Raw genomic sequence first — 22,587 nt, 5'->3', positions numbered from 1 at the left:
AATATGCACACACTCGACGCCGGCGGCACCTGCTTCACGCACAACAGCTCTTTCCACCGGCTGCTGACCGCCCTCGGCTATGACGCCTGGCTCGTCGGCTTCAGCGAGAACCACATGGGCATCGCCGTCCAGCTGCCCGAAGGCTTGCACTACGTGGACGTCGGCGTCGGCGCACCCGTCTTCTCCCCGATCCCCCTCCCCGCAGGCGGCGAACAGGTTTACTGCGGCACCGGCATCCGCATCCAAGACGGCAAGTTTCAACACCTCGCGCAGGGCAGCGTCACCTTGGAGTGGGAGATGTATCCCGACCGCAAGCTGACCCTCGCCGATTTTACCGAGATCATCAAGAAGCAAAACACGCCCGGCCAGACCTTTTTCATGCAAACCCTGCGCTTCCAGCTCTGGCAGCCTGATCTTGGCCGCTCGATCTCGCTCGTCAACAACACATTGACTCAGCGATTTGAAGACGGCTCCTCACAGCAGGAAAAATTGGCCTCGGTGCCGGAGATCAAACAGGCGCTCGCCGAAGAGTTCCGCCTGCCCCGACTCCCCGTCGAGGAAGCGGCGGAAGTCCTCGAGTCGCTTGGCATCGACATCTTCGCCCCCCAGAAAACGTAAAAAAGACCAACGGACAGAGTGTCCGTCGGTCTTTTTTTATGCTGCGACGTCGCGCTTCGTAAACAGGAGCCACGCCAGCAGATGCAAGATGACAAAGTAGATCGCCAGCACCAGCACCGAGAAGCCCAAGGTCATGCCTTTGACGAGCGGCATGCCCATGAAATACATCGAGAGGTCGAGGTTGGCGAACAGGATGTATTTGACCCAGTCATAGCGCGCCAGAACCTGCACAACAATCGTGCCGGCAAACATGACGAAGATCGACAGGGAGATCGCCAGCGACGAAGAGCGGAACGCCGCCGAGATCATAAAGGCGATCGTCACGATCATCAGCAAGGTCACCGATTCCAGACCAAACGACATCAGCACGCGATCGGCCATGTTCATCTGCTGCAAGGTGCCGTCCTGATCAACATACATGAACGGCTGATCCACCCCGCCGAAGCCAAAGACCAGACCTCCGAGCAAGAATGAGGTCACGAGCAGGATCACCGCCATCAGCAGCCCAAACATCAACGTCGAAACGTATTTGGAATACAAGATCTTCGTTCGGTTCACCGGGCGGATCAATAACAGCTTGATCGTGCCCCAGGTAAACTCGGTCGCCACGATATCACCCGCGACGATGACGGTAAACAAGGTGACGAGGAAGATAATGTCGGAAGTTTCTTCTGCAAATTTCCAAGCGGTATATTCGTAAGGTGCGATGTTGTGTTCGATCGCATAATCGTTCATTAAAATCCGCGCTTCCATCTGTCTGCGCGAAGTGACGTCCATCTCCGGATTTTCGTGCAGCGCCTGTTGCAAACTCTGCGTCTGCTGCGTCATTTCCTGCTTCCAGTCAACGCCTTCTTCCGGCTTGGAGAAGAAGCGGTCGGTGATCACCAGCTGCACGACGATCACGAGGATCAGCACCGCGAACATCAACCAGGTGCGCGGGCGGCCATAGATCTTCATATTTTCATTGCGGATCAGGTTAAACAATTTGTCCACCGCCTGTCATTTCAAGGAATCGGTCTTCCAGCGATTTGATCTGGGTGCGGATGCCGTATACGTTCAGGCCCGCCTGCACGAGGTGGCGGTTGACATCGGCGATCTGCTCGCGGGTCACAGTCAGTTCCAGCCCGTCCGGCTGCACGGTGATCGCAGCGCCGCTGACGACCAGCTCCAGCACTTTTGCCGCTTCTTCCGGACGGTCGATTTCAAAGCGAACCACCATCTGCTCCGCCTCGCCGACCATTTCACGCACCGGTTTGACGTCGATCAGCTTGCCGTTTTGGATGACGGCGATGCGGTCGCACATCAGCTCCATCTCGGTCAGCAAGTGCGACGAGACGATCACCGACAGCCCTTCCTCTTTGGCGAGCATGCGCAGGTGGTCGCGCAGCTCGCGGATGCCGGCCGGGTCGAGCCCGTTAGTCGGCTCGTCGAGGATCAGCACGGTCGGCTTGTGCAGCAACGCTTGGGCCAGCCCAAGGCGCTGGCGCATCCCCAGCGAGTAGGTTTTCACTTTGTCGTTGATGCGGTTCTCCATGCCGACGAGCTTGATCACTTCGTCGATGCGCCCCGGCGCCACATTTTTGTTCATCCGCGCAAAATGCACGAGGTTGTCATAGCCGGAGAGAAACTTGTACATCTCCGGGTTCTCGACGATCGCGCCGACTTGGGTCATCGCCGCTTCGAACTCTTTTTCCACGTCTTTGCCGTTGATCAGCACTTGGCCTTCAGTCATTTTCATCAGGCCGGTGATCATGCGAATCGTCGTGGTTTTGCCCGCGCCGTTGGGTCCGAGGAACCCAAAGACTTCACCCTGCGGAATGTCAAACGTCAAGCCCTGCACAAGCGTCTTCTTGCCGACCTTTTTCGTTAAGTTGCGGATCTGCACAACAGGTGTCTGTGACATAACTGCCCCCCGATTCTTAAAACTAGCATCTTGCTACCTATTTTAGTCAAAAAAAAGTCCCGTCCATACAAGTAGACGGGTCTTTTTAGGAAATTACTTCATTCTGGGGAACATTTTCCTCCAAATTACATCCGAACGCTCATCATGTTGCCGGAACCGTACCGTTTGAGCCCCCGGTAGAAGAACCATGTGCCGCCGACGGTGAGCAGCACCGCCACACCCATTGCAGTCAGCGTAAACGTCCAATCCAGATCACGCAGGAAGCCGACCGGCAAGTAGGAGATGAATCCGGCTGGAATCACCGTGAACAAGACCATCCGTCCAATGCCCCGGAAAATATCGGTCGGGTAGGTCGCAAAGGTGATAAAGGTGATGAAAAACTGGTTCGCTAAGCCCTCCGCATTGCCGATGTAAAAGGCAAGCGACTGCGCGAAGACCATAAAAAAGGTGAAGATCAGCATCGCGACCAGCAGCGCCACTGCAAATTTCACGATGCCCAAGATACTGAGATCCCCAAACAAACCAAACAAAATCACGCCGAACAAAATATCGCCGATCGCCGCGATCTGCATCCGCGAGATCAAAACGTGCAGCAAAACCGGCTTGGGCTGGGCCAGATACGTGTCGAGCTGCCCTGTGGCGATGATGTTCGCCAGCCGGTACACATTGCCAAACAACGTCGCCGACAGCCCGTACCCGGCGGCAGAGACCGCCCACATCATCATCACGTCCTGGAAGCTCCAGCCGTTCATGATCGGGAACGACGTAAAGTAGACACCCCAGAAGAAAATCCAGACCGTGTTGTTGATCAGCATCATCCCGACCTGCATCAGAAAGGACGTGCGAAACTCCATCGCCCCCGCCAGGTTCAGCTTCCAGCAGGTGAGCATAAACCGCCAATACTTAACCGCCGTTGACATTGAGTTTTTTCACTCCTTTCGCATACATCACCGTCAAGATCAGCCCGATCACCAGCGCCCAGAGCGCCTGGATGCCGATCATTTTCAGCATGGAAATGAAATCAAACTGCACCGCCGTCTTCGCCGCAAAGTAGACGACCGCCTGAAACGGCAGGAACTCGCAGACTTTCTGCAGCGTGTCGGGCATCATTTCCAGCGGAATCATCATCCCGCCGATCGTGAAGAGCAGCTTATTGTAAACAAAATCGATCCCGCGCACCTCTTCCACCCAGAGCGCACAGAGTCCGACCATCATCGTGATCAGGTAGTGCATCGTGTACGAACCGATCATCACGATCAGGAAGCCCAGCCAGCCAAAGCCAAAATCAGGCCAGCCAAACAGCAGGAGTCCCAACAGCCCGCCGATCACGAGGTTGATCGCCACCCGCACCAGCGCTTCGCCCATGTAGGACGCGTAGTGGAACAGGAGGTAGTTCATCGGGCGGGTCAACTGGTAGCCGATGTCGCCTTTCAAAACTTCTTCTTCGACTTTCAAGGAGACTTTCGGCGCCGCGAGCACAAACGCTTCCGCAAAGATCAGGTACCAGATGATCTGTTCAAACGTATACCCGGCGATCCGCGTCGTGCCGACGCTTTCGTAGGTGACGCTCCAGAGCTGGATGAAAACATACAAGATCACGATCAGAAAGAACGAACGAATCACAAAGTCATAGATATAAGCCAGGTTGTTGCGAACGGTGATCGAGCCGACCGCCGTGTATTTGGCCAGTTTCAAGGCCAGGGTGGACACGCGGGGCTCACGAGAGAGTTGCTGCTGCATCGCTCCTCGCCTCCTCTTTTCCCGTGCGGGCGTAGATGTGGGTGATGATCTCTTCCATCGGCGGGTCTTCGATCGTCACGTCGACCAGGCGGTGGTTGTTGACGATGTAGGCGAGCGCTTCTTCGATCGTCGTCTGGGTCGTGTCGACCGACAGTCGCAGCCCGCTGCCATTTTGCTTGACGATCTCCACGCCTTGGCAGTGGAAGTGCTCCGGCGTTTCGGCCAGTTTGAGCTTGATCGTTTTATAGGTTAAGAAGTCTCGTTTCATGTTCGAGACGGTATCGTCGAGAATGATCTGGCCGTGGTTGATCACGATGGCCCGCTTGCAGAGCTGCTCGATGTCGCCGGCGTCATGCGAGGTCAGGAAGAGCGTGGTGCCTTCCTCTTTGTTCATCTCGCGGATCAGCTCGCGAATCTTGTGTTTGACCACAACGTCGAGGCCGATCGTCGGCTCGTCGAGAAAGACGATCTGCGGGCGGTGCAACAGCGCCGCAGCGATTTCGCAGCGCATGCGTTCGCCAAGCGACAGTTTGCGGACGGCGGTGTGCAGGTACGGCCCCAGCTCGAAGCGCTCGATCAGGTCGTCACGGCGCTTTTTGAAATCGTTTTGCCCAACTTCGTAGATGCGGCCCATCAGCTCAAACGTGTCGAGCGGCGGCAGGTGGTACCAGAGCTGCGATTTTTGGCCAAAGACGGAGCCGATGTGAAAGGCCAGCTTATGCCGCTCCGTCCACGGACAGTAGCCGAGCACGGCCGCTTCGCCGCCGGAGGGATGCAGGATGCCGGTCAACATTTTGATCGTTGTCGATTTGCCTGCTCCGTTCGGCCCGAGAAAGGCCAAGACTTCGCCTTGTTCGACGGTAAAATCGATCGGCTTGACGGCCACCTTTTCACTGACGGTCGGGTTGAACAACCCTTTGATACTGCCGATAAGCCCAGCCTGCTTGTGTTTCATCGTGAATGACTTTGTTAATCCTTGTACACGTATCGCGGACATCTGCACGCTCCTCCTTCACCTTCAATCTTCGGAATTCCGGTCGGGAAAACAGAAAAGACCTGCCGACAAGTTCCCGTGGTGCTGGAACTTGCCGCAGGTCTTTTATCCCCACGGTGTAACGCATCTCCGATGCGCTCGGCCCCGCTTGGTTCGATCCGGTTTCCCGTCGGCTCCCTAGAGGCCCTTCCACTTGTTCCATGTATCTTAGCATGTGGACATGTCCTTTGACAAGAGACATTTTCACAAAAATTGGGGTTTGCTGTATTGTTTGAATCTTTTATCTATTATAATGGAAGCAGACAGTTCCGGGAGGGATGACATGAGGACGGAATTACAAAAGATGCCGGGAAAAGGCACGTTGTGGCTGGGTGCGGCTTTGTTTGCGATTGCATTTGAAGCGGGGAGTCTCTTGATCAGCTGGGGGCTGCTCGGCGGTCCGCAGTCGATGGATTCGATCGCTTCGTTTAAAGTGACGGCCAACGTAGGGATTCCAGGGCTGCAGTCGCTGCTGGAAGCAGCGCATCAGCCGAGCACGAACAACGCAATTTTTGCAGGCAAGGGCTTTATGGCGCTGCTGGTGCTGATCTCATCGATGTTCATCTATGGTTTGGGCAATGCCTATTACCTTGCGCTGCTCGCCCGCAGCCAGCGCGATCTGCCCGGCACATCGGGGCAGGATGCGCGCCGTTCGTTCGGCAAGATTTTGCTGTGGATGTTTACGCAGGCGCTGTTTATGGGCATCATGGTGCCGATCATCGGAGTTTTTGGCGTGTTTGGCGGCTTGTTGGCGATCGTGCTGATGCTGTGGTTCCGCTATCATTTTCTCTTTTTCGAATTCACGGTGGTCGTGGAGCAGACCGGATTCAAAGCAGCGTTTCGCCGTTCGGTGGAGTTGCGGAACAAGGTTAAGGGAAAAGCTTTGACGTATTTTCTGCTCATCGCCGGCGTCAACACGGTGCTGGCCTTTCTGCTGAACGCCTTTTTCTCCGTCGGGACGCTGGCCTTGATGTTGCCGTTGAATGCGATCCTGCTGACGGCGATTCAGAACGGATTGTTGCAGGTCTTTTTTGACGCGCGTGACCAAGAATCGCTATACTAAGAGGTATTCCATAAAAAGACTGAGGTGCTTTCCTTTGACAACGACTATCGAGATGAACTCGCTCGCGGCGAAAAAGATCCGCGAAGCATTGGCACAAGAAAACAACCCGGAACTGAAATGCCGCGTCTACGTGGACCACGTGCACGGCGACCACGCACACTACGGTTTGGCTTTTGACACGCAAAAGCCGGAAGACGAAGTGGTGACCGCACAAGGCATGGAACTGCTCGTCGGTCCGGATAACAAAGACTTCCTCAACGGCCTGTCGATCAAATACCTGCTCTACCCGAGCGAAGGCTTCAAGATCACCAACCCGAGCAAAAACAACCACGGCGACCACTAAGAGCGATGAACCCGCAGGTTCTGAACGTTGACGTCGACGGCGGGACTCTTTATGTAGAAAAGCGCGGAGCAGGCGAGCCGGTGTTTTTGGTGCACGGGCTGTTTGCTTCGTCATACTGCTGGCGTCTGGTAGCGGAGCAGCTCGCCTTGCGCTATACGGTCTATGCGCTCGATCTGCTCGGCTTTGGCAAAAGCGACATGCCAAACGACGGCGATTATTCGCAGTCGGCGCAGGCCCGGCGCGTGCTGGACGTGATCGGCAAATTGGAGCTGCAAAACGTGCGCCTCGTCGGACACTCGATGGGCGGCGAGATCTCCGCGCTCGCCGCTTCCTTCGACCCGACCCCGTTCCGGCAACTGGTGCTGGTCGCGGCCGACGGGTTCCGCCCGGCGTTTAAGCCATGGCAGCGGCGCTTGCTGTCGGGGGCGTGGATGGGATGGTTGGTGAAACGCAGGTTTGATGAAAGAGGCTTTCGGCGTTCGATCTCGCGCATCGTCGCCGATCCGTCGGTCTACGGGTCGGATGTGATCGCCGAATATGTCGCGCCGTACCGCCGGGAGGAGTTCCCGCTGGCGATGCGGCGGCTGGCCCATGACCGCGAAGCGGGCATCTCTCCGGACCTGTGCAGCAACATCAAGATCCCGACCCTGCTCTTGTGGGGCGATCAGGACCGCATCGTGCCGCCGCGCATCGGTGACCGCTATCGGGATGTGCTGCCCAATGTCGTCCGCTATGAGCGGCTGAACAACTGCGGGCACATGCCGATGGAGGAACATCCGGAGTGGCTGACCGAAGAGCTGGTCACGTTTTTTGAAGCCAAAAGAAAAACACCGCAGTGATCACTGCGGTGTTTTTTTGATGGATTTTCCCTGCTTCACCTCATGCAGAGGCACAGGGCCCCGCTCCTGTCTCGTGACGCGCAGATCGATCAGTTTGATGATCAAGGCGCGTTCGCGCTCTCGCATATGACCGGCGGGAACACGGGTGAGAGCGTTTTTGCACATCGCGCTCCCCTCCTTTTCCTGCTCTATCTTATGCGGGCGTGTACAGGGCGGTGCGCCCAACTCTTAGGCTTCCGCTTCCACCTGCGGCTTGTGGCGGGAGGTCCACCATTTGCCAAAGCCGACGACGAGCAGCGTCGTAACTGCCGGGATCAGGTAGTGCAGGAACTCCGCGGAGAAGATCGGCGCAAGCAGTTTGTCATCGATCAGCATGTTGCCGGCCGTCCAGCCCAGCACGCCCGCCCCGATGTAGATCAGGATCGGGAAGCGGTTGATCAGCTTGAGGATGATCGTCGAACCCCAGACGATGATCGGGATGGAGATAGCCAGACCGATCAGGACGAGGGAGATATGTTCTTTCCCCGCTGCCGCAACAGCGAAGATGTTGTCGAGCGACAGGACCAGATCCGCCATGATGATCGTGCGGATCGCCGCGCCAAAAGTGGCGCCTTCTTTGATGTTGGCTTCTTCATCGGTGTTGTCGATGAGCAGCTTGATCGCCACCCACAGCAGGAACACGCCGCCGATCGCTTGCAAGAGCGGCACTTGCAGCAGGTAGACCGCCACGACGGTCAGCGACACGCGCAGCCCGACCGCACCGGCTGTGCCCCAGAGGATCGCACGCTTGCGCTGTTCATCCGGCAGGCGGCGGGAAGCAAGGGCGATGACCATCGCGTTGTCACCCGAAACGACCAGGTCGATAATAATGATAGAAATCAGGGCCCAGATATACTCAAACACGTCGGAATCGCTCCTTTCACCTATACAGAATGTCCCTTTTGGACAAAAATAAAAGAGACCTCTGCCATTGGAAATAATGGCAAAGGTCTCGCTAAGCACTAGGCTCAACAAAGCCGGAGGATCACTCCTCGTCATGACGACTTTGTCTCAGGCAGGGGGACTGCCTGCAAGCTACTCCCCTTTGATTGTTCTATTGTAAATCAGTTGGGCTTGACCGTCAAGGAAATAGGCACCAGCCTCCATAGATGCTATGATCGAAAGACATGGGATATGTCAGAACTTTTGCGAGGTGCCGGATCGAATGGACGTACTAAAATGGATCGCGCCGATTCTGGCGCTTGGCTTGGATACGCTTTTCATGGCGGTCGGGCTCAGCTTGTCCGGCGTGCAGGGACGGGTAAAGATCGCGCTGGTGTTTGCGCTCGCCGAAGCCTTGATGCCCGCCCTCGGCTTGCTGCTCGGCCGCACGGCGCTGAGCTGGCTTGGAACGTACGGACCATGGGTGGGCGCATTGGCGGTGATCGGGGTCGGAGTTTATCTGCTGTTTGAAGATGATGATGAAGTGGAAGGCTTGCAGAAAAAAGCCCGACTGACCGGCTGGGCGCTGCTTTTTGCCGCCCTGCTAATCTCCGTCGATGAGTTAGCGGTCGGCTTGTCATTTGGTCTGGCCGGACTGCCCCTCGGCTGGACGGTGTTGCTGTTTGGCTTGCAGGCGCTGCTATTTACGTGGCTGGGGCTGACATTTGGCAAACGCTTGCAGCCGCTGCTCGGCGAAGCGGCAGAAAAGCTCGGCGGGATCGTGCTGATCCTGCTCGGTCTGTGGATGGTCTGGGAGCTGTTTTAGGCCCGGACTTCTTTTTTCAATGCCCGCCTACCCGCTTCCAGAGTTTGACGCGCAGTCCGCGCAGCCAGTCCGGGTACATCGGGTCGTCGGCGATGTCGACCGCACGGCACAGGCGGGCCTGCAGAATCAGTTCGTGCGCCCGCAGGTATTTGGGCAGATGCGCGATGGCATCCGGCGCAAGTTCTGTGAGCGATGTGTAGCCGGTGAGAAAGGCATGCAAGCGTGAATCTTGCGCATCGACGCCATGTTCAAACAGATCGCGCAGGGCGAAGGCGATGTCCGCTTCGTAGCGGTACACCGCGCAGTCGTCGAAATCGAGGATTCCAGCGCTGTCCCCATCCCAGCAGATGTTGTCCAGTTCAAAATCATAATGGATGACCCCCGCGTACTGCGGTGAATGATCGAGCGTCTCCATCCATTGCAGCAGTTCGGCCGCTTCGGGATGTGTTTGCTGCAAGGGGGCAAGCTGTTCGCTCCAAGACGGACGTCCTTGGCGGTATGACTCCGGCATCTGTTTCAGAGCCTGATGGAGTCGGCCGAGTTCGCGCCCCCAGCTTTCAAATTGCTCAAGGGTCAGCGCTTCGAACTCCCAATGTCCGCCCGGCAGCGCTTCAAACACGACGGCATAGAAAGTGCCGAGCTCGGTCTGAATCGTTTCGACCACACGCTGTTCGGCGGAAAGCACCGGTTTTGCGACGCGAAGCCCTTGCTCCGCTAAATAGTTGACGATTTTCAATTCGGCCTCGATCGCTGCTATCTCGCGTTCATCCTCATGGTTGAAGCGCAGGATATACGTCTGTCCCTCTCGTTTGCCGACAAAAATAAAGTTCGCGCTGCCCCGAAAATATTTTACGCTGCCGTTGTCGAACCCCCACGGTGCGGCGATTTGCTCAGCCAGCTGGCTCGTCCAGTTTTCCTGCACGGTGCTGACCACCTTGTGCATCAAGCCTAATTTCATCAATAGAAAAATCCCCACTTTCATTTATTACCAGAATTATACAACAAAAGGACTGTCGGATGACAGCCCTTTGCAGCAAATCGGATAGTGTTAGTGGAGCATTTTTTGCAGTTCGTCGAGATGGCGGCGGTTGTCGGTCAGCACGTCTTGGATCAGGCGATGGCTTTCCGGGTCGAGGTCACCGCGTACGATTTCTTCCGCCATGCCGGAGCCGATTTTTTCGCCTTGGTACGCCTCTTTTAAGATGCCGTCGTACGTGTCCGCGAAACCCATCCATTCGGCCATCTGCTCCTGAATCGCCCCTTTAAAACCGACATCATCTGCGGCCAGCCCGCCGAGGTTCTGAATGCGTTCAGCGATGCGGGCGGCGTTTCGCTTATGCTCCTGCTGAATGCGCTGCAGCTCCCGTTTCAGCTGCGGGTCTTGCGCGTTGTGAATGTAGTGCTCATAGGCGTGGACGCCCATGTATTGTCCTTCGAGAAAGGCGTTCAGCTCTTTGACCGCAATTTCGTTCATCTTGCACACTCCTTGCGTTTCGATGCTGTTAGCCTTTCCCGTATTTTATTGCGTTCTATACGTCAACTGGACGAGTTGTCCAAAAGCGCCCCTTGACGATCTCGTCAACCGTGTTGTAAAAGACAGAATAGCCGTTGTCGCCATTTTCTGCGCGCGCCGCTTCGTGCAGCCACTCCACACCGTGGTCCTCGGTGGCGATAAATCCGTCCAAGCTGCACGCGAGATACAAAATAACATTTCATTGTTTGCTCTTACAGCACCCCTTCCAGTAAAATCCTACTCGTAGGATAGCAGAAAAGGAGTTCGATTTCATGCGATATATCGATTTGGAAACCTGGCCGAGGAAAAATCATTTCAACTACTTCCGCACGATGGATTACCCGCATTTTAACGTCTGTGCGAATGTTGATGTGACACGTTTCTCAGCAGTGGTCAAGGAACACAAATTGTCTTTTTTCAAAGCGTTTTTGTACGCGGTCGTGCGGACGGCCAATGAGCTGAAAGAGTTCCGCCATCGGATTCGTGAGGACGGCGTGGTCGAGCATGAGGTGGTGCATCCGTCGTTTACACTGATGACGTCAGAGGATGTGTTCCGTTTTACAGAAACGAAGTATCATCCGGAGATGCACGTTTTCTTAGAGGAAACCGCCCGCGTGATGGAAGCGGCCAAAGACACCGTCTACCTCGAAGACGAGCCCGGCCGCGATGACTTGCTGTACGTGACCTGCCTCCCCTGGGTCTCCTTCACCAGCGTCCAGCATCCTATACATATGGACCCCCACGACAGCGTACCGCGCATCGCCTGGGGCAAGTTTTTTGAGGAGAATGGGAAGGTGAAAGTGCCGCTTGGCGTGCAGGCACATCATGCGTTGGTTGATGGTGTGCATGTGGGGAAGTTTTTCATGCGGATACAGGAAGTGTTGGATGGGATTGAAGATATATATAAAGGCACTCACCGTTAATGGTGAGTGCCTTATTTTGTTACCTCATTTTTGATAACCAATTTTTATCTAATCCAAGTTCAGTCAACGTAACCACGTCCTTGTATTCCTCAAGCAACGCATCAAGTTCAATCAAAAAGCTTGTCCATTGCTCTTCCGATGAAAGTAACTTCCTCATCGCATACAAAGTTCCATAAAAAGTGCGCTGTTGAGCAGGATGAATGACAAAGAAATGCCCTTTATCCCTTTTATAAATCTTCGGGGCGAAGGAAAACATTCGTCCATACACTCTAGAATAATGAGCGCATATATTGCGAATTAAACAAAAATGTCTCAGCCAACTCTCAACATGTTCATGAGAAGTCCCAAACTCTTTTGCAATCCCCTTCTGGTCGGTAGTGCTAATATTACCGTACAGTTTTGACAGCGTACCGAAAGACATCACCTCAATCGCAACCCAGATTGGCAAGTTGCCTCCGTAATTCTGGATGTGATGTGCTACAAATGTCACCTTCGAACTTCTACTAATCTCTTTGTCCAGATCAACTAAAAAAGTTGCGTGCTGTTGCGGATCCTTAAAATATTGGGGATCTTTATAAGCAAGCGGCCCATGAAAGTCAGCTATCCGAAAACTAATCCGCGACCGAAACATCACTTCAATGATTTCAAGTTGCCCCATGACCAATTGTCTGAGCCGTCTGTCAAATTCATAGAGGCGAAATACGTTTTCAAGCGTCGCTTTTGAATCGAATTTCCCAGTCGTTCTATCCTTGAAGAAGCGCATATATCCAGATAGACGATAATAATTAACCTTTTTCAGAAGTTCCTGTGCTTTCAATGTATCAGCGATCTGCAGACCGTTGTCAAGAAGGTTTTGAATCTGATCTTGATACGAAGAATGCTGTTTAACAGGTGTCGGTGTACTGCTCATATTTTACCCCCTCAAAAATGGGTACAAAAAAGGCCCACCCTGGTACGCATCGTTGAGAGGCGTGGTGAGCACTGTTAATCCTATTATATCTTTTTACGGGATAAACTTCAAGCCCATTTTATGGACTACAGATAAAACGAAACTTGATGTTTCGCATTTTACAGATTGCGTCCATATGGTTCAATAAACAATGTATTTTATTTTCTGGATCATCTTCCAGCTGTACTCTTGAGATACCTGGTTGTACGATCCAACATTCCTTGTCCACCATTTTGTTCTCGACCGCATCAAAGAGACGCTCTGTTAACTCATCTTGTTGAAGAGCTTGGTAAAACTGTCGATCGCTCCATCTGCTTAGAGTATTTGACTGAAACGAAGTACTTGTAAAGAAGCGCAAGTTTTTTATCGCTTGAGAAATGACTACCTGTACATCCCCAACTCGTAACCCCGGATTAGTGTCGGCAGAGTATTTCGCATGAACCAAAATGTACTTGCCCCGCGTCACGCAAACAAAGTCTGCAGCCTCATTAGCCCCATCATCATTGATCCCAACCAAGGGATTTTGTTGGCACAAATGCTCCTCAACAGCAGTGGAGATATTTTTTGTATATGGAGGTGAGGGCGGGCTTGACTCCTTCCGCAAATCAACATTTGCCCAATCAATCAAATCGCTTTTCGATGCCTGAAAGGGTCGAGTATAGCGGTTGTCTTTGTAATATTCACCATCGCGAAACGCGATACCGCCTTCAAAGAGCATCGTGAAATTTTGGTTTTCATTCAGGTAAGCAATCAGGTCTCTTGCTCTTCGCCCATTGAACACCTCTAATTCTAATGGATCTTCAGCAGAAAACTGCATCATTACCGTCTGCTCGTGATTTGTGCTGAAAACCCATGCTGTTCCATCTGGATGACGCGTCAAACTGATATCTGCTATCTGCGCATCATCATCGTTGAATCGTACTCGAATTTTTTGCGGATCTGGCAACAGTGAAACATCCCAGTGCGGAGTTAGCTCGATTTGATCAGTACCTAACAGCACAAACCCCTTTTTTTCAACGCTGTAATCTAAATAGAAAGCTACAGCAGATTGTGCTTCAACGGGTTCTGTAGGCTGAACCAGCACGTCCAGCCCAAACTGGCCATCACCTAGTTCCAATTGCATTACAATCTCCCGGCAGCGGTCGACAAAATCCTGTAAATTTTCCGCCCAACCACCCCAGAGCTTATTTTTCTGTGGAGAGCACCCAAGCGTTTCCGGATCTCCGTCTTCAACCAAAGTCCGCGTTCCCAAAAAGTACTTCATCCCGTACCCGGAATCTGCTGTGTACGATAATGTTTGTTTGGTATCTTTGCCGAAATATGCTTTCGACTCTGGAGCCATTCCGCCAGCCCCAAAAATATTCTTAATACCCAGCGATTTAAACTGGATGTTGTATTGCGATGAAAGGATTTTTGCGTATTCTCTGTAGTTGAGCTTACGATAGTTTGGTTGTAAACAATTGGCAACCATTTTCGAAATGTTGCTACAAGTGCTGTGAACAAATAAATAGGATTGCTCACTGTAGAGGATGAGCAGGTCTGTTTCCGAATCCATCGTCTCAGTTGTTCTGTGTTCAGTTCTCAGCCACGACGGATAGGATTTGTGTGATATCAGATACACGACCGTATTCTCAAACGGCCGATATGGCAAAGGGTCTGAAATAAAACCGTATACATGGCCACGATGACTTGCGTTAAATTGCTCTTGCAGTAGTTGTCTAAAAGCTGGTTCATCAAACTCACCCTCACTCGTCTGGTACGTGAGAATTTGGAAAAACGGCTTAATCAGACTCGGGTCATGTAGTTGCACGAATCTTCCCTCCATCATTACTAACAGTTGGTATGTTAGTTATAACGAATTAGTAGACGGATGGTTTCATTTTTGCTCAAAAAAATCACCAGGATAAATCTTATACATTTGTTAATTAATGTTTTCGGAATCTTTTATTGTATTGCCTTCCCCATTCGCCAACAGAGCTGCTGGAGCGAGTTGGTTTCTTCGGCGAGTTTGTGGAAGCCGTGCTTTTCATAGAAGCGGATCGCGCGGGCGTTGGCTTGGGCGACGCGGAGATGGTATTCGGGGAGGCCGAGCTTGGTGAACAGGGTTTCGGCGTAAGCGAGCAGTTGCTGGCTGTAGCCTTTGCCCCGGCCCTCGGGGATGACGTAGATGAAGCTGAGGTAGCCGATCTCCCGTTCTTCATACTGGGCGCGGCGCAGGACGAGCTCGCCGACAGTGTGACCGTCGTCTTCCAGCAGCACAAACCCTTCCGGCAGGTCGGCCGCTTTTTGCTTGGCGAATTGGATGTAGTCCTCTTCGTTGAAATGAATGTCCCCTTCTGCCGCTTCCGCTTCGCTGATGTCGGTGAAAAATTGCACGATCGTTGCCCGGTCTTCCTCTGGCTGGACAAGTCGAAATTTGCTCATGAGAATAACCTCCCCTGTAAACGCTCATTTTTCATTAGTCTAGCACAGGAACTTCCATCTTGGCAGAGCATTGCCACCATTGTATAGTTAGGGAAACTTCCAACGATTAGAAAAAATTCAGGAGGATTCCGTATGCTGCATACCGGAAAGAACTTTTTTGATAATGAAGAGGTGTTCGAAAACTACTGGCGGCTGCGTGGGCGCGGATTGAGCGCGAACGCCGTGCTGGAGGAGCCTGTGATTGACGAGCTGATCGGGTCGGTGGCAGGCTTGAATCTGCTCGATCTCGGCTGTGGGAACGGACAATACGGGGCTACGCTGCTGGAACGCGGCGCGAAGTCGCTGTATGGCGTGGATGCGGCAGAAAAGATGCTGGAGGCCGCCCAGGAACGACTGAAAGGAACCGGCTCGATTTTGGTGCAGGGGACTTTTGAAGAGATCGAACTGCCCGCAGAAAAATTTGATCTGGCCTTGTCGAGGCTGGCTCTGCATTATGTGGAAGATCTCGGCCCGGTGTTTGCCAAGGTGCAGCATAGCCTGGTCAGCGGCGGACGGTTTTTGTTTTCGGTGGAGCATCCTCTGCTGACGTCAAGCGTTGCACAGGAGACCTCGGGACCGCGAGGCAGCCTGGTGATTGATGACTATTTTCACAGCGGACCGCGCGAGGCGGAATGGCTTGGCGGACGGGTGCAAAAGTTTCATCATACGCTTGAGGAGTATTTTCTGGCTTTGCAAGGGGCCGGTTTTGATGTCGAAATGCTGCGCGAGTCGAAGCCGAAACGGGAGCTGTTCCCGACGGAAGAGGAGTATCTGCGGCGGGCGCGCATTCCCTTGTTCCTGTTCCTCTTCGGGAGGAAGCGATGAGCAGGACCGCTTCGTTTCGCTTTCTGTGGATTGGGCAGACGGCTGCGAATCTCGGGGATGTGCTGTATGTCGTGGTGATCATCGCCTTGATCTACGGTGCGACCGGGTCGGCGATGCTGACTGCGCTGGTGCCGATCGTAACGATGAGCACGCAGCTGATCGGCGGATTCACCGCGCCGCTTTTGATCGATCGCTTTCGGCTGGACGTGCTGCTCTGGAGCACGCAGCTCGGGAAGACGCTGTTGTATGTTTTGCTGGTGGTCAATCTTGATCTGTTTTTGCATGAGGGCTGGCTGCCGCTCCTGTATGTGCTGATGGCGCTGTTTTCGTGGCTTGATTCGGCGGCGAACCCGGCGCGCAACGCGATGGTGCCGCGCTTGGTCGACACGGAGCGGCTGGTGAAAGTCAACGGCATGCTGGCCTCGACCGACCAGACCGTGCAATTGGCCGGCTGGGCGCTGGGCGGGGTGCTGTTTGTCGCGGCTGGGGGAACGCTCAGCTTGTGGCTGTGCTTTGGGCTGCATGCGCTGGCCGCCTTGCTGATGTTTGGTGTGCGCGATCCGCTGCAGGCGGAGCACGAGGACGCCGAGGAACCTAAAAAGTCGGGGCTGGAGTCGGTCAAAGAAGGCTGGGTCACCGTCTGGCGCTCGCCGCTGCTCCGTTTGGTGATCGTGATGGACGCGCTGGAAGTGCTTGCGGAAGGCGTGTGGATCGGCGCGGTGGTGATGGTGTTTGTGCAGGAGGCCTTGGGGCAAGGGGCGCAGTGGTTTGGCTTTTTGAACGCCGGGTACATGGCAGGCATGCTGCTTGGCGGGATGCTGGTCACGGCGTTTTCCAAATGGGTCGAAGCGCGCATGGGCGTGTTGCTGATCGCGGGCTCGGTCATCTATGCCCTGCTCAATGTCGGGTTCGCCTTGAACAGCACGGCGTGGCTGGCGCTGGGGATCTGCCTGTTAATGGGGCTGCCCCATCAGTTGAAAGGCGTGGTGCAGCAGACCCTGTTTCAAACGCAGGTTGAAGCCCGCCTGCTGCCGAAAGTGTTTTCGGTGAAGCTGACTGTGTTTTATACGGGATTTGCCTTGTCATCGCTGATGATGAGTCTGCTCACCGATGCGGTGGGGGTGCGATTTGTCTATCTGCTCGCCGCCGGGCTGGTCGGCGTGGCCGCTTTGGTTGCGGTGAGCCAGTGGAAGGTGTTGAAAAAAGCATCTGTCTCCTAAAAGAGACAGATGCTTTTTATTTGCGTTTGGCGAGGTGAATCGCTGCTCCGTCGGCGTCGGCTGCCGCTTCCATCAGGACTTCGGTCAGGGTCGGATGCGGATGGACGGTCAGGTGCAGATCTTCGAGGGTGGCGCCCATCTCGATGGCGAGCGCCGCTTCGCCGATCAGGGAGGACGCTTCGGGGCCGACGATGTGGACGCCAAGCACGACGCCGCTGTCCCCGTCCGCCACGATGCGGCAGTAGCCGTCGCCTGCGCCGGTGGTTAAGGCGCGGCCGTTGACGGCGAACGGGAACTGGCCGGTTTTGACGGCATATCCCTGCTCCCGCGCTTCCGCTTCGGTCAGGCCACAGACGGCGATCTCCGGGTCGGTGAAGATGACGGCGGGCAGGCAGGCCATGTCTTTTTGGCTGTTCAGACCTGCGATCGCTTCGGCAGCGATGATGCCTTCTTTGCTGGCTTTGTGGGCGAGCATCGGGCCGTGGGTGATGTCGCCGATGGCGAAGATGTTGGGGTTGGCGGTCCGGCCTTGCCCGTCAGTGGGCAAGAACCCTTTTTCATCTGGATGCAGACCCGCACGGTCGAGGTCGAGCCCTTCGGTGTTGGGGCGGCGGCCAACGGTGACGAGCACTTTGTCGGCGGTGATGGTTTTGTCCGCCCCTTTTTCGCGCAAGGTGACTTGCACGCGGCCGTTTTCAATCGCATGGGCACGGGCTTCCGTTTCGGTGAGCAACGTGACGCCTAAGCGCCGGAGATTTTTTTTCACGATCCGCACGAGAGCGGGGTCGATGCCAGGCAGGAGGTCGGATGCCATCTCCGCGATGGTGACGCGGGTGCCCAGTTTGGCAAACGCGGTGCCAAGCTCCAGCCCGATGTAGCCGCCGCCGATGACCAGCAGTTCGCGAGGCAGTTCGGTCAGTTGCAGCGCCTCGGTCGACGACAGGATGTGCTCGCCGTCAAAAGGCAGGCTGGGCAGTTGGAGCGGACGCGAGCCGGCGGCGATGATCGCCTGGTCGAAGCGGTAGTACTCCATGCCCGATGCCGTCTCCACAGCGATGCGGTCATCGGTCATGAACAGTGCGGAGCCTTTCGTGACGGTGACCCCGTTTTGCTTGAGCAGGGTGGAGACGCCGCCGGTGAGTTTTTGGACGATGCCGTTTTTCCAAGTTTGGAGCTTGGGCATGTCGAGCTCGGGGGCGGCGGTGTGCAGGCCCATCTCGGATGCGTGGGCGAATCCGGCGGCGGTGTTGGCGGCGTGGATCAGCGCTTTGGACGGGATGCAGCCGACGTTGAGGCAGACGCCGCCCAGGTCTGCTTTTTCCACGAGCACGACTTCTTTGCCGAGCTGGGCGGCGCGGATCGCAGCCACGTAGCCGCCGGGGCCGCCGCCGATGACGGCGACTTGGACTTCTTGCGCGATGTCTCCTACGACCATGGAGGCACCTCCTTAGCTCATTTCGAGGAACAGCCGCTGGGGCGTTTCCAGAAGCTGCTTGATCTTGTTGGTAAAGCGCACCGCTTCGGCACCGTCGATGACGCGGTGGTCGAAGGAGAGCGAGAGGTTCATCATCGTGCGGATGACGATCTCGCCGCCACGCACGACCGGCCGGTCCTGCATGGCGTGGATGCCTAAGATCGCCACTTCCGGGTAGTTGAGGATCGGGGTGGCGAACAGGCCGCCGATCGGGCCCATGTTGGAGATGGTGAACGTGCCGCCGCGCATGTCGTCGAGGGCGAGGGTGCGGGTTTTGGCCTGATCGGTCAGCGTTTTAGCAGCCGCGGCGAGGTCGAGCAGGGAGCGGCGGTCGGCGTGTTTGATCACCGGCACCATCAGGCCGTCTTCGGTGTCGACGGCGATGCCGATGTGGTAATCGCTGTGCAGGACGATCTCGCCAGCTGCGTCATCCATGTGGGCGTTGAGGTGCGGGTGCGACTTGAGGGCTGTAGTCAGGGCTTTGAGGATGAAGGGCAGATAGGTGATCTTTTGGCGAGTTGGTGCGAGCAGTTCATTGGCATGGGCGCGATAGGCGACCAGCTCGGTCATGTCCACTTCGTCGACCGCCGTGACGTGCGGCGCGGTGAACGCCGACTTGGCCATGCGGTCGGCGATGGTGCGGCGCAGGCCGCGCAGCGGAATGCGGGTGGTGGATGCAGTAGTAGGTGCAGAGGTCTGTGTGGTGGTGGGTGCAGTAGTAGGTGAGTTGGCGGATGTGTTGGTCGGTGCAGTGGCAAGTACGGTAGATGATGGTGCCGGGCTGTTCGCGGTGTTGGATACTTGCGTCGCGGCAGGCGCAACTGTATTTTCTTTTGTATGTAGAAAAGCCTGCACGTCCTCTTTCGTCACGCGCCCAGCCGGGCCGGTGCCGGTCACTTGGGCGATGTCCACGCCCTGATCGCGGGCGAACTTGCGCGTGGACGGCGTGGCGAGCACCCGCTTAGCGGCCGGTACGGACTCTTGTTTCTCCCCGATCACCACCAGCACCTCGCCGACGCGAGCCAGCTCGCCTTCTTTCGCTTTGATCTCCTGCACGCATCCGGACGCCGGAGAGGGCAGCTCGACCAACGCTTTGTCGGTCTGCACTTCCACCAGCGGGTCGAACTCGCGCACAACATCGCCTTCCTGCACCAGCCAGCGCACGACCTCCGCTTCGTGGATGCCTTCGCCGACGTCGGGAAGCTTGAATGCAACGGTCATCGAACGTCCCTCCTGTTAAAAGTTCATCACGCCGGCAATGCCATGCAAAATCCGCTTGGCATCGGGCGCATACAGATCTTCCAGCGAAAAAAGCGGCTGCGGCGCATCATATCCCCCGACGCGGCCGACGGGAGCTTCCAGCGACAGCAAAGCCCCTTCGTTGATCAGCGCCACGATCTCCGCGCCGAGTCCTGCCGTCTTTGGCGCTTCATGCACGACGAGCGCCCGGCCCGTTTTTTCCACGGACGACAAAATGGTGTCCCGGTCGAGCGGCGACAACGTGCGCAGATCGACCACTTCCACATCCCAGCCCTGCTCCTTGGCCAGCTCCGCCGCTTCCAGCGACACGCGCAGCATCGTGCCCCATGCGAACAAGGAGAGCTGGGTGCCTTCGCGCACCACGCTCGCCTTGCCGATCGGCACGGTGTAATGCCCCTCCGGCACCTCTTCCTTAAACGCGCGGTAGATGCGCATCGGCTCGAAAAAAATCACCGGGTCGCCTTCTTCCAGCGCCGCGAGCAGCAAGCCTTTTGCATCGTACGGTGTGGACGGGCAGACCACTTTCAGCCCTGGCTGGTGCACGAAAAAAGCCTCCGGGCTGTCCCCGTGCAATTCTGGTGCGCGAATGCCCCCGCCATACGGTGCGCGGATCACCATCGGGCAGGAAAACCGCCCTTGTGAGCGCATCCGCACCCGTGATACGTGGCAGACGATCTGCTCGACCGCCGGATAGATAAAGCCGGCAAATTGCAGTTCGGGCACCGGCCGCATCCCGTTGACAGCCAGTCCGACCGACGCGCCGATGATGCCCGCTTCGGCCAGCGGCGTATCGACGACGCGGTCGCTGCCGAACTCCGCCTGCAGGCCTTCTGTCGCCCGGAACACGCCGCCGTTGACGCCAACGTCTTCGCCGAGCACCAGCACGCGCGGGTCATCGCGCAAAGCGACGCGCAGGCCGTCGGTGATCGCTTGGATCAGATTGAGTTTTGCCATCACTTGCCGCCTCCGTTTCCGTACAAAGTCCGCATCTCCTCGCGCTGTTCCTGCAGGTGCCGGGGCAGCGTTTCATAAGCGAAGTCAAAGATGCGGTTGTGATCGACCGGCGGGGCGGCGAGCATTTCGTCGATCGCACGCTGCACCGTTTCGTCCGCTTGTTTCCAGGCGGCGGCATCCTGTTCTTCCGACCAGACGCCGAGGTCGAGCAAGGTATGTTTCAGGCGCTCGATCCCGTCTTTTTCCCGCCATGCTTCCACTTCCGCCCCATCCCGGTAGCGGGTGTGGTCATCGGCGGTGGTGTGCGAGCCGTAGCGGTAGGTGACCGCTTCGATCAGGGTCGGACCGCCGCCGCTGCGGGCTTTGTCGGCTGCAAGTTTGACCGCTTCGTAGACGGCGATGATGTCGTTGCCGTCCACGCGGATGCCTTCGACGCCATACGCGGCCGCTTTTTCGGCGATCGTTTCGGTGGCCGTCTGTTTGGACAGCGGAACGGAGATCGCGTAGCCGTTGTTTTGGCAGAAAAAGATCACAGGCAGTTGGAAGACGCCTGCAAAGTTCATCGCTTCATGAAAATCCCCTTCTGACGTCGCCCCGTCGCCGAGGAAGCCGACGGTGACGGTGTCTTCGCCGCGCAGTTTGGCAGCCCAGGCGGCGCCGACGGCGTGCGGGAGCTGCGTGGCGATCGGCACGGCGATCGGGAAGATGTTGACGCCTTGGGGCGAGATGCAGCCTTCGGGGCGGCCGTTCCAGTAGAGGAAGATCGTCGCCATCGGCAGGCCGTGCACCATCGACACGCCGTGCTCGCGGTAGGTCGGGAACAGCCAGTCCCGTTTTTCCAAAGCAAAACCGCACCCGACCTGCGCCGCCTCCTGCCCCTCCAGCGGCGCATAGGTGCCGATCCGTCCCGAGCGCTGCAAGTGCACCGCGCGGCGGTCAAAATGGCGGACGGTGATCATCCACTTGTACATTTCCGTTAACAGCTCAGGCGAAAGCGATTTCCCTGTTGCCTGACATTGATCAATCCGGTTCATCAACTTGTCCCCCCTTCGTTCCCTATATATGCGAAAAGTTCTGCAAAAATCTCTCTACAATTCGATAAAAGCCCCTCGTTACACATTTGTGCAAATTTATTGTTGTTTACAGCGTAACTCTCATGCTAGTCTATACCTGCAGGGGGGGACCTGACATAACAAAAGGAGCGTGTGCAAGATGGAAGTGACGCAAAACTTCATGGACGAAATGCGCGGCATGATGAAAGCTCTGATGGCCAATTATGAAATGTTAGGCGCACAGATGAAAGGGCTGACCCAACAGGTCGAAGATCTTCGCGAGACGATGGCAACCAAAGAAGAACTGGCTGAGCTCCGCGAAGAGATGGCCACAAAAAAAGAGCTGGCTGAACTCCGTGAAGAGATGGCGACGAAGGATGACATCCGGATCATCCACGAACAGATCGCCGATCTGAAAACCGATTACACCTATCTCAGACACCAGTCCTACAAGAACAGAATGGACGTCTATCACCTTAGGCTTCAGATGGGCAAACTGAACAACGAAATGCACGGACCCCTCCAAGACTAAAGCCTTCGCCGTCAAAAAAAGCCGGATACACCCCGCGTGTACGCCGCGAACTCCTTCGCATCTCCCAATTGGCTTTTTCTCCACTTCTTCCGCACGATAATTTTCCAGCACAAATACCCTGCTTTGCCGCGCACAG

The 22,587-nt window shown here is 55.8% G+C and carries 26 protein-coding genes and 1 riboswitch; of the genes, 9 read left to right on the top strand and 17 right to left on the bottom strand.

Going from position 1 to position 22,587, the window contains the following annotated elements:
- Window positions 1-3 precede the first annotated feature (3 nt).
- Window positions 4-618 carry an arylamine N-acetyltransferase gene (locus tag CBW65_RS09840; protein ID WP_087456640.1) on the top strand — a complete coding sequence of 205 codons (615 nt, stop codon included), beginning with the start codon at window positions 4-6 and terminating at the stop codon, window positions 616-618.
- Between the two features lie 36 nt (window positions 619-654).
- Here the strand turns inward: CBW65_RS09840 and CBW65_RS09835 are convergent, their stop codons facing one another.
- From CBW65_RS09835 to CBW65_RS09815, 5 genes are all read right to left on the bottom strand, one after another.
- The gene (locus CBW65_RS09835; protein ID WP_087456639.1) at window positions 655-1,602 is read right to left on the bottom strand and encodes an ABC transporter permease; all 948 of its coding nucleotides are present in this window, start codon (window positions 1,600-1,602) and stop codon (window positions 655-657) included.
- Complete coding sequence (locus CBW65_RS09830; RefSeq protein WP_087456638.1) at window positions 1,595-2,521, bottom strand: ABC transporter ATP-binding protein; 927 nt, start codon at window positions 2,519-2,521, stop codon at window positions 1,595-1,597. The genes CBW65_RS09835 and CBW65_RS09830 overlap by 8 nt, the downstream gene beginning before the upstream one ends.
- A 125-nt stretch (window positions 2,522-2,646) precedes the next feature.
- Entirely contained in the window at window positions 2,647-3,441 is a 795-nt protein-coding gene (locus tag CBW65_RS09825) for an ABC transporter permease (RefSeq protein WP_087456637.1), read from the bottom strand.
- Window positions 3,425-4,261: an ABC transporter permease gene (locus tag CBW65_RS09820; protein WP_232463476.1), complete on the bottom strand. Its 837-nt coding sequence runs from the start codon at window positions 4,259-4,261 to the stop codon at window positions 3,425-3,427. The genes CBW65_RS09825 and CBW65_RS09820 overlap by 17 nt, the downstream gene beginning before the upstream one ends.
- Window positions 4,239-5,258, bottom strand: coding sequence for an ABC transporter ATP-binding protein (locus CBW65_RS09815; RefSeq protein WP_087456636.1), 1,020 nt, complete (start codon window positions 5,256-5,258; stop codon window positions 4,239-4,241). Before CBW65_RS09815 ends, CBW65_RS09820 begins: the two co-directional genes overlap by 23 nt.
- Window positions 5,259-5,577: 319 nt before the next feature.
- Here CBW65_RS09815 and CBW65_RS09810 point away from each other — a divergent pair, with 319 nt between their 5' ends.
- From CBW65_RS09810 to CBW65_RS09800, 3 genes are read left to right on the top strand one after another with little or no spacing between them, the layout of a single operon-like run.
- On the top strand, window positions 5,578-6,357 hold the full coding sequence (locus CBW65_RS09810) for a hypothetical protein (protein ID WP_087456635.1): 780 nt from the start codon (window positions 5,578-5,580) through the stop codon (window positions 6,355-6,357).
- Between the two features lie 34 nt (window positions 6,358-6,391).
- Window positions 6,392-6,700: a HesB/IscA family protein gene (locus tag CBW65_RS09805; RefSeq protein WP_232463475.1), complete on the top strand. Its 309-nt coding sequence runs from the start codon at window positions 6,392-6,394 to the stop codon at window positions 6,698-6,700.
- Between the two features lie 5 nt (window positions 6,701-6,705).
- Window positions 6,706-7,539, top strand: a complete 834-nt coding sequence (locus tag CBW65_RS09800) for an alpha/beta fold hydrolase (RefSeq protein ID WP_087456634.1) — start codon at window positions 6,706-6,708, stop codon at window positions 7,537-7,539.
- Here CBW65_RS09800 and CBW65_RS24170 read toward each other — a convergent pair whose 3' ends face one another.
- A complete protein-coding gene (locus CBW65_RS24170; RefSeq protein WP_157721862.1) occupies window positions 7,540-7,704 on the bottom strand; it encodes a hypothetical protein in 165 nt (54 codons plus the stop codon). It lies immediately after the preceding gene.
- Window positions 7,705-7,767: 63 nt separating this feature from the next.
- Window positions 7,768-8,442, bottom strand: a complete 675-nt coding sequence (locus CBW65_RS09795) for a TerC family protein (RefSeq protein WP_232463474.1) — start codon at window positions 8,440-8,442, stop codon at window positions 7,768-7,770.
- 28 nt (window positions 8,443-8,470) lie between these two features.
- A riboswitch (yybP-ykoY riboswitch) is annotated at window positions 8,471-8,634 on the bottom strand.
- 109 nt (window positions 8,635-8,743) lie between these two features.
- Here CBW65_RS09795 and CBW65_RS09790 point away from each other — a divergent pair.
- Window positions 8,744-9,286 carry a manganese efflux pump MntP gene (locus CBW65_RS09790; protein ID WP_157721861.1) on the top strand — a complete coding sequence of 181 codons (543 nt, stop codon included), beginning with the start codon at window positions 8,744-8,746 and terminating at the stop codon, window positions 9,284-9,286.
- 16 nt (window positions 9,287-9,302) lie between these two features.
- Here CBW65_RS09790 and CBW65_RS09785 read toward each other — a convergent pair whose 3' ends face one another.
- From CBW65_RS09785 to CBW65_RS24165, 3 genes are all read right to left on the bottom strand, one after another.
- Window positions 9,303-10,244, bottom strand: coding sequence for a phosphotransferase enzyme family protein (locus CBW65_RS09785; RefSeq protein WP_157721860.1), 942 nt, complete (start codon window positions 10,242-10,244; stop codon window positions 9,303-9,305).
- Between the two features lie 90 nt (window positions 10,245-10,334).
- Window positions 10,335-10,760 carry a ferritin-like domain-containing protein gene (locus CBW65_RS09780; protein WP_087456630.1) on the bottom strand — a complete coding sequence of 142 codons (426 nt, stop codon included), beginning with the start codon at window positions 10,758-10,760 and terminating at the stop codon, window positions 10,335-10,337.
- 55 nt (window positions 10,761-10,815) lie between these two features.
- Entirely contained in the window at window positions 10,816-10,989 is a 174-nt protein-coding gene (locus tag CBW65_RS24165; protein ID WP_157721859.1) for a dihydrofolate reductase family protein, read from the bottom strand.
- A gap of 82 nt (window positions 10,990-11,071) precedes the next feature.
- Here CBW65_RS24165 and CBW65_RS09775 point away from each other — a divergent pair, with 82 nt between their 5' ends.
- On the top strand, window positions 11,072-11,722 hold the full coding sequence (locus CBW65_RS09775) for a chloramphenicol acetyltransferase (RefSeq protein WP_087456629.1): 651 nt from the start codon (window positions 11,072-11,074) through the stop codon (window positions 11,720-11,722).
- 19 nt (window positions 11,723-11,741) lie between these two features.
- Here the strand turns inward: CBW65_RS09775 and CBW65_RS09770 are convergent, their stop codons facing one another.
- The 3 genes from CBW65_RS09770 to CBW65_RS09760 all read right to left on the bottom strand — a co-directional run bounded on the left by CBW65_RS09770 (window position 11,742) and on the right by CBW65_RS09760 (window position 15,095).
- Window positions 11,742-12,632: an Abi family protein gene (locus CBW65_RS09770; RefSeq protein ID WP_087456628.1), complete on the bottom strand. Its 891-nt coding sequence runs from the start codon at window positions 12,630-12,632 to the stop codon at window positions 11,742-11,744.
- A gap of 118 nt (window positions 12,633-12,750) precedes the next feature.
- Window positions 12,751-14,481, bottom strand: coding sequence for a hypothetical protein (locus CBW65_RS09765; RefSeq protein ID WP_087456627.1), 1,731 nt, complete (start codon window positions 14,479-14,481; stop codon window positions 12,751-12,753).
- A 134-nt stretch (window positions 14,482-14,615) separates the two neighbouring features.
- Window positions 14,616-15,095, bottom strand: coding sequence for a GNAT family N-acetyltransferase (locus CBW65_RS09760; RefSeq protein ID WP_087456626.1), 480 nt, complete (start codon window positions 15,093-15,095; stop codon window positions 14,616-14,618).
- 132 nt (window positions 15,096-15,227) lie between these two features.
- On the opposite strand from CBW65_RS09760, the gene CBW65_RS09755 reads away from it, so the two are divergent.
- Together CBW65_RS09755 and CBW65_RS09750 are read left to right on the top strand one after the other, a co-directional pair.
- The gene (locus tag CBW65_RS09755; protein WP_087456625.1) at window positions 15,228-15,959 is read left to right on the top strand and encodes a class I SAM-dependent methyltransferase; all 732 of its coding nucleotides are present in this window, start codon (window positions 15,228-15,230) and stop codon (window positions 15,957-15,959) included.
- On the top strand, window positions 15,956-17,179 hold the full coding sequence (locus CBW65_RS09750) for an MFS transporter (protein ID WP_087456624.1): 1,224 nt from the start codon (window positions 15,956-15,958) through the stop codon (window positions 17,177-17,179). Before CBW65_RS09755 ends, CBW65_RS09750 begins: the two co-directional genes overlap by 4 nt.
- A 16-nt stretch (window positions 17,180-17,195) precedes the next feature.
- Here the strand turns inward: CBW65_RS09750 and lpdA are convergent, their stop codons facing one another.
- The 4 genes from lpdA to pdhA are packed head-to-tail and all read right to left on the bottom strand — an operon-like array spanning window position 17,196 to window position 21,901.
- Window positions 17,196-18,614 carry a dihydrolipoyl dehydrogenase gene (lpdA, locus tag CBW65_RS09745; protein WP_087456623.1) on the bottom strand — a complete coding sequence of 473 codons (1,419 nt, stop codon included), beginning with the start codon at window positions 18,612-18,614 and terminating at the stop codon, window positions 17,196-17,198.
- 12 nt (window positions 18,615-18,626) lie between these two features.
- Window positions 18,627-19,874, bottom strand: a complete 1,248-nt coding sequence (locus tag CBW65_RS09740) for a dihydrolipoamide acetyltransferase family protein (protein WP_087456622.1) — start codon at window positions 19,872-19,874, stop codon at window positions 18,627-18,629.
- Window positions 19,875-19,889: 15 nt separating this feature from the next.
- A complete protein-coding gene (locus tag CBW65_RS09735; RefSeq protein WP_269768011.1) occupies window positions 19,890-20,870 on the bottom strand; it encodes an alpha-ketoacid dehydrogenase subunit beta in 981 nt (326 codons plus the stop codon).
- The gene (gene pdhA / locus CBW65_RS09730; protein ID WP_087456620.1) at window positions 20,867-21,901 is read right to left on the bottom strand and encodes a pyruvate dehydrogenase (acetyl-transferring) E1 component subunit alpha; all 1,035 of its coding nucleotides are present in this window, start codon (window positions 21,899-21,901) and stop codon (window positions 20,867-20,869) included. Before pdhA ends, CBW65_RS09735 begins: the two co-directional genes overlap by 4 nt.
- Window positions 21,902-22,079: 178 nt before the next feature.
- On the opposite strand from pdhA, the gene CBW65_RS09725 reads away from it, so the two are divergent.
- Window positions 22,080-22,451, top strand: a complete 372-nt coding sequence (locus CBW65_RS09725) for a hypothetical protein (protein ID WP_087456619.1) — start codon at window positions 22,080-22,082, stop codon at window positions 22,449-22,451.
- Window positions 22,452-22,587 lie beyond the last annotated feature (136 nt).

Origin of the sequence: Tumebacillus avium (genome assembly GCF_002162355.1) — a bacterium.
GTDB classification, from domain to species: Bacteria; Bacillota; Bacilli; order Tumebacillales; family Tumebacillaceae; genus Tumebacillus_A; species Tumebacillus_A avium.
Note: the sequence above shows the minus strand (reverse complement) of the source record. Positions and strands in the feature narration are given on the sequence as shown.